The sequence below is a fragment of the Psychrobacter sp. TPE 89C genome (assembly GCF_055522395.1).
The window spans coordinates 40,081-46,291 of record NZ_JBVFXW010000027.1; the positions used below are offsets into that span (position 1 = coordinate 40,081).

Below are 6,211 nucleotides of genomic sequence, written 5' to 3' on the forward strand. Positions count from 1 at the left end.
TAATTTTTATTGGTATTATCGACGGCGACGTTGTGTCGTAAAAATTAATAATAAGAATACCAAGCCGCCCGCGAGTTCAATCACGACTGATAACACACCTGCCATACCCAGTATTTGCTCAAAGATGGTCTGACCGAGTACCATGCAAATCATAGCGACCAGACTGACCAATATCAGTCGTTCGCTATGGTACATGTGACGGGCGATACGATTGGTCAATGCACATACCAATAAGCCAAAGAAAGTCACAGGGCCGACCAAAGCCGTCGCAGTGGCGACTAATATGGCGATGACAGTCAATAGTCCAAACGCGAGACGTTGATAATGAATACCAAGGTTGATGGCTTGTGATTTACCGAGCATCAATACATCACATTGATAGCGCCATCGCCAGATAAACACGGCACTAATAAGGCAAATAACTAGGCTGATGCCAAGCAGTTGTGGATTGACCGTATTGAACTGCGCATAACTGCTAGATTGTACGATGACAAAATCATCAGGATTAATCAGCCTAGCAATCAAGGTTGATAAGCTACGAAATAGCACGCCAAAAATAACGCCTACCAATATTAGCCGCGTCAAATCTTGACTGCTTTTTGAAAATAGTAGCTTAAATAACAATAATGACGCGCCAAACATCAAAACAGTTTCAAGTGTGAATTTGGCAAGAGGGTCGATACTGGTAAAGCTAATCGCACCCAAAAAGAACACCAGTAGGCTTTGTAGTAAGATATATAGTGAGTCAAAGCCTAACAGGGAGGGCGTGAGAATAGGGTTGTGCGTTAAGGTTTGAAACAGTAGTGTCGACACCCCGATAGCATAGCCCACCACCATCAAGGCTAGCAGTTTTTTGCCACGTAATGGTAGGGCAAAGTCCCAATGTCCGTTGACGTTGAGTGTCAAAAATAGCAACATTGAGATAACCAAGATAGCAGTGGCAATCGACTTTGGATGATTGACGATCCATGCCCAAAGTTGTGATAGACGACTTTGCCAAGCTGTGGCAGTAGCACTGTTTTCCAAAGCACTATTTTCTAAAGTACTGTTTTCCAAAATACTATTTTCCAAGGCACCGCTTTCTATCGAGCTGTATTTTGTTGTATTGGTTTTAGCCATGGTCGTTTTTTCAGAGCGAGGCGTAGACGGTGAAAACATACGCGAATCCTGTAGTATCAAGCATAAATATCAGGCTTATCGATCAGCCGGTGCGCGCAATAGTAGCCACAAAAATAGCACGGTACCAACCACGCCAAATACCGTCGCAACGGGCACTTCAAATGGATAGCGGATAGAGCGACCAATGATATCGCAGAGTAGGACAGCGGATGCACCGAGTAATGCGACTGCTGGCAAGCTACGACGTAACTTATCTCCCATCAATCGGCTGACAATGTTGGGCACGACTAAGCCGATAAAAGGAATCATCCCAACAGTGACTACGACAACAGCACTCATCATTGCGACCATGCCGACACCAAGCCAAGTGACCTGCCGTTTACTAATACCCAAGTTCAGTGCGATATTATCGCCCAATCCTACGATGGTGAGCTTATCCGCAATGATGTAGGCCAATACACACAGACCTCCGGTCAGCCATAGCAACTCATAGCGTCCGGCTAGCACACCAGAAAAATCACCAAACTGCCAAACACTGAGCATCTGCAATGACTCAGTCTGATAAGCGATAAAGGTTGTCACTGCTTCGAGAATGCCACCAAAGACAATACCAATAAGTGGAATCATCAAAAAATCTGTCGGTGGAATCCGATGAATAAGCAGCATAAACAGCATCATGCCAAATACGGCTGCGACGGTCGCCACACCCATTTTGATAATGAGTGCGCTGGCTGGAAACAGCAGGCTGACCACCAATAATCCAAGCGCTGCACTCTGAGTGGCACCAACCATTGAAGGCTCAACAAAGCGGTTTTTTAGCACCACTTGGATAATCATCCCTGCAACTGCCATCGAGATACCGGTCAAGATAATCGCAATAGTGCGGGGTAGTCGGCTGACTAAAAAAAGCGAGCTATCGGAGTTGGCGCTATGATTGATAAGGCTGTGTAGAAAACCGGACCACGAAAAATCTGCGACACCAATAGATAAGCTCAATAACACCAAAAGCCCCATAATAATGAGGCTTCCCGTGTTGATTAACCATGGTGGCATGGCGGCACGGCGATGTTTAGCATTTAGACTGTTGCCAGTACTTCCTTTCCAACTCGCTGATGCGGCTGGTGAAGAAGTACTGGCTTTAACGCTGGGCTGTGCACGATGTGAAAATAATGACATAACGGCTACTGGCATACAGATGAGGTATAAAAACGGTCATTAAAAACGGCCATCAACAACAGTTAATTAAGCAATGATGGCGTTTACTTAGCGTTAGTAAAGGCATCTTTGATGGTCGTCAAATCTTGCATCCACTGATAATAGCCGCCAAATGCAAGGTAAGAATCTGGGCTTAGATAAACCACTTGGTCTTTTTTCCATGCAGTGGTTTGTGCCACTAGTGGATTGTCTAATACCGCTTTTGCACCGACACTGTCTTCGCCGATAGCCGCACTACGATCCACTACAAATAACCAGTCTGGATTTGTCTTTTGTAAGTACTCAAAAGAGATTGGCTGACCATGACGCCCTTCTTTGATTTGATCATCAGCGATGGGTACGTTTACGACATTATGAATAAAGCCATAGCGTGATTCAGCACCATAGACAGACATTTTATTGCCATTGACCATGACCACTAGGCCAGTACCGCTGTCTTTGGTGACGGCTTTGGTTTCTTCAATCAAACCATCAATGTCTTGTTGTAATTTAGCGGCTTGTTCACTTTTGCCAAACAATGCGCCTAAATCGGCCAAGCGGCGTTTGCTTGATTCATAAATATTGGCCGTATCGATAGACATGTCTAGCGTTGGGGCAATGCTAGAGAGCTCGTCATATTTTTCAGCCATACGTGAGCCAACTAAGATAGCTTTCGGCTGCATAGCATTCAATGCCTCAAGATCTGGCTCAAATACCGTACCGACGCCTGCAGGTGCTGGTTGATTTTTGGCTTGTAAGTTATCTAGAGGTGTTGTGGCTGGCGCGCCATCAATAGCCACATCAAGCGCTGCCAAATCCTGCATCAATGTCATGTCATACACCACGATTGGCGATGGGTTTACCGCTAACTCGACGTCTCCTTTTACGGTATCCACTGTGATAGTGCTAGCAGCGCTGTTGTCGGCAGTTTGATTTTCAGTCGTGGTATCTGTTGGCTCAGAGTCCGTTGATTCTGGTGAGCTACAGCCTGCCACACTGATACTAGCAACGAGTGCGGTCGTCATAGCAGTCAGTAATGGGCGTTTAAAAAAGGCGCTAGGAGAGCGGTTAGACAATAAAGCGATAGACATAAATAACTCGGTATATTAGCAGTTTGGGCAGATTGTTAAAAAGATGATTACCCATATAAAAATGAAATGAGTTTGTCCAATGTGATGTATATACCAGACAATGCTCGGCGGTATTTATTTAACTGTTATAGTTTTTATGAGGTGGTTGTGCACTTATAACTTAAATTGTTTAATTATCTTACGGTGTAAAATAAGAGATAGTATTCGATAAGCAATCTTCGATAAACAACTCAAGAACCGCAATGATAAGGCAATTGAGATTCATTATCAATATAAATGATAATGATTTTTATTAACAAGGTAGATTCCGTTTGTTATAATTGTATTAATAAAAGAGCAATTATCTCAATTTATTATTGATAATAATTATCGTTTGCATTATTATCTACGCCATTCTATCTCAGTTAATTAATATTAGGGTGTTATGAGTTCAACGAATTTAGACGCGCCATCACCTAAGTTGACGCTTGCGACTATTGCGGTAGTTGTGGGATTGCATGTACTGACGGCAGTAGCATTAGCGGCGGTCAAAACGCCTGAGATGAAAGTAGAACCAGAAAAAGTGACGCCACCTATTGAAATAGAGCTGATTACGCCACCGCCTCCTCCGCCACCTGTGGAGATTGAAGAGGTAAATCTGAAAGAAGATCCAGAGCCAGTCAGAGAGGTTAAGCCTAAGCCAAAAGCGAAGCCAGTTGCTGCACCCAAGCCTAAAGTTGTTCAGAAAAATCAGCCAGTAGAGAAGCCTAAACCTGCCAAATTGACGCCACCACCTGCTAAACAAGACACTACACCCAAAAAGAGCCCTGATACGAAAGTGGCTAATGAGGAACGTAGACTTTTGGCGGCGAAAGCCGAACAAGCGAGAAGAGATGCATTATTAGCTGAACAACAAAAAGCACAAGCCGATGCTGATAGAAAAGCAGCACAGGTAGCTGCTGATAATGCAAAGAGAGCTCAAGAAATAGCTAATGCTAAAGCCGCCGCCGATGCACAGGCAAAAGCCGATGCACAGGCAAAAGCTGATGCAGAAGCCGCAGCTGAAGCAAGCAATACCCCACAAAATTTTAGTGGTAGCGATGCATCATGGATAGTAGCGCCAGATTTTACAGATATTTCTAGTAAAGCCCAGACCTTGACGATACGGTTTACTGTGACAAAACAAGGTGTGATTCAAAGTATCAATGTTAGTGGTAAGGATCGAGATGCAGTTCGGGAAGTTAAAAGGAGAATGGGTAATAGTAAAATAAAGCCTTTTATAAGAGGCGGGGTAGCTGTCGTGGGTAACGTTACTATGTCAGTTGTTGTCCAATAAAGGTTTATATGAAGTCTACTACCTGATAGTTAGTATTATTTATAAAAGTAACATCAGTAAAAGTAATTTTCTGACAAGCAGTTTCAAAATCTATAACTATCTGTTTTAACTCTTATCATGATTTTAATTAATAGATGTATAACACGACAAAACGTATCAATACTAAGCCATAACACAAAAGACGAAGGAGTCTGACATGGACTTTATGCAATACTGGCAATATAGTGACATGGTGACCAAAACCTTGTTCTTTGTACTATTCGCCTTATCCCTTATCTCTTGGGTAACGGGTATCATTCGTGTACTACAGAGCCGCAAGTTGGCGGCGACGGTTGCCGATGATTTAACTCATCAAGTCCAAGCCAAACAGACTGGGTTGAGAGAAGTAGATGCACCCACTCGTCGCTTAGTGATAGAGCAGGCGTTGCTCAAGCATATCGGGCGCTATCGCTTTTCTAGTGAGCGTGGACTGCCTATCCTTGGTACGACGGCAGCGATTGCACCATTCATTGGTTTGTTTGGTACCGTATGGGGCATTTTTCATGCGCTGCATAATATCGGTACGAGCGGACAAGCAGGATTGGGTCAAGTAGCAGGGCCAGTCGGTGAGGCTCTTATCATGACAGGCTTGGGTATTGCGGTGGCTATTCCCGCAGTGGTGTTTTATAACCTCGCTGTGCGTATCAATCGCCGTGTAATGTATCATGCAAATGATAGAGCGCACGACTTGCTGGCGGATTCTGCGAATATAAAAGCAGTAGCGAGCACGCAGCCTACCGAGCAAGTAACTTCAGTGAAAAGCTCAGCTGATACCCAAGCGAGCAATACTAATAAACAGTATCGTAATGTGTCTACTTCGCAGTTATAGACGGTATCATGGGATAGCGACGGTGACCTTTAGCGGGTAACAGTGCTTCCTATCATCGTATAAGTAACGATGAGATAAACAGTGAAGACAAGTACTGACTAAGCACACATAGCAAGCATATATTGAGAGTAATTATGGCATTTCAGTTAGGTGATGATGACGTCCAAGGCATGAATGAGATGAACCTCATTCCGCTTATCGATGTCATGCTGGTTTTGATGATTATCTTTTTGTTGACTGCGACCGTTCTTAATCCGACTGTTCCGCTTAACCTGCCGGAGACGAGTGCACAAGTCAATGAACCACCACCAGAAGCTATTCAGATCAGTATCGATCAGGATGCAGGTGTGTTTTGGGACAGTGATCCTATCACGATAGAAGAGCTGGATAAGCGCTTGCAACAAGAAAGTGTGCAAGGCAAAAACCCTTCTATTCAACTGCGTGCGGATAAAGAAAGCAAGTATGACATGGTTGCACAAGTACTGGCATCTGCCAGCGAAGCAGGGCTGACTAAGATAGCCTTTGTCAATGAGTAAGGTGAGTGTATAAATGGTGGAATCGTCATATGACGATTGTTAGATAGCCAACCATCAGATAGGTATATAGCAAGATAGGTAGCTAGTA

Annotated in this window: 6 protein-coding genes; 3 read left to right on the forward strand and 3 right to left on the reverse strand. The window is 44.0% G+C overall.

Translation table 11 applies throughout. The annotated features are described in order from the left end of the window. Positions 1-15: 15 nt before the first annotated feature. The 3 genes from ACZW67_RS09410 to ACZW67_RS09420 form a co-directional block, all read right to left on the reverse strand. Positions 16-1,158: an iron chelate uptake ABC transporter family permease subunit gene (locus ACZW67_RS09410; protein ID WP_465183039.1), complete on the reverse strand. Its 1,143-nt coding sequence runs from the start codon at positions 1,156-1,158 to the stop codon at positions 16-18. A gap of 36 nt (positions 1,159-1,194) precedes the next feature. Beyond that, complete coding sequence (locus tag ACZW67_RS09415; protein ID WP_227686696.1) at positions 1,195-2,172, reverse strand: ABC transporter permease; 978 nt, start codon at positions 2,170-2,172, stop codon at positions 1,195-1,197. Between the two features lie 206 nt (positions 2,173-2,378). Continuing rightward, positions 2,379-3,404 (reverse strand): siderophore ABC transporter substrate-binding protein, encoded by a 1,026-nt coding sequence (locus ACZW67_RS09420; protein ID WP_465183040.1) that lies wholly within the window; start codon positions 3,402-3,404, stop codon positions 2,379-2,381. A gap of 424 nt (positions 3,405-3,828) precedes the next feature. Between ACZW67_RS09420 and ACZW67_RS09425 the strand changes: the two genes are divergently transcribed. From ACZW67_RS09425 to ACZW67_RS09435, 3 genes are all read left to right on the forward strand, one after another. Then, entirely contained in the window at positions 3,829-4,719 is an 891-nt protein-coding gene (locus tag ACZW67_RS09425) for a hypothetical protein (RefSeq protein ID WP_465183041.1), read from the forward strand. 196 nt (positions 4,720-4,915) lie between these two features. Next, positions 4,916-5,587, forward strand: a complete 672-nt coding sequence (locus ACZW67_RS09430) for a MotA/TolQ/ExbB proton channel family protein (protein ID WP_465183042.1) — start codon at positions 4,916-4,918, stop codon at positions 5,585-5,587. Positions 5,588-5,721: 134 nt separating this feature from the next. After that, entirely contained in the window at positions 5,722-6,123 is a 402-nt protein-coding gene (locus tag ACZW67_RS09435; RefSeq protein ID WP_465183043.1) for an ExbD/TolR family protein, read from the forward strand. Positions 6,124-6,211 lie beyond the last annotated feature (88 nt).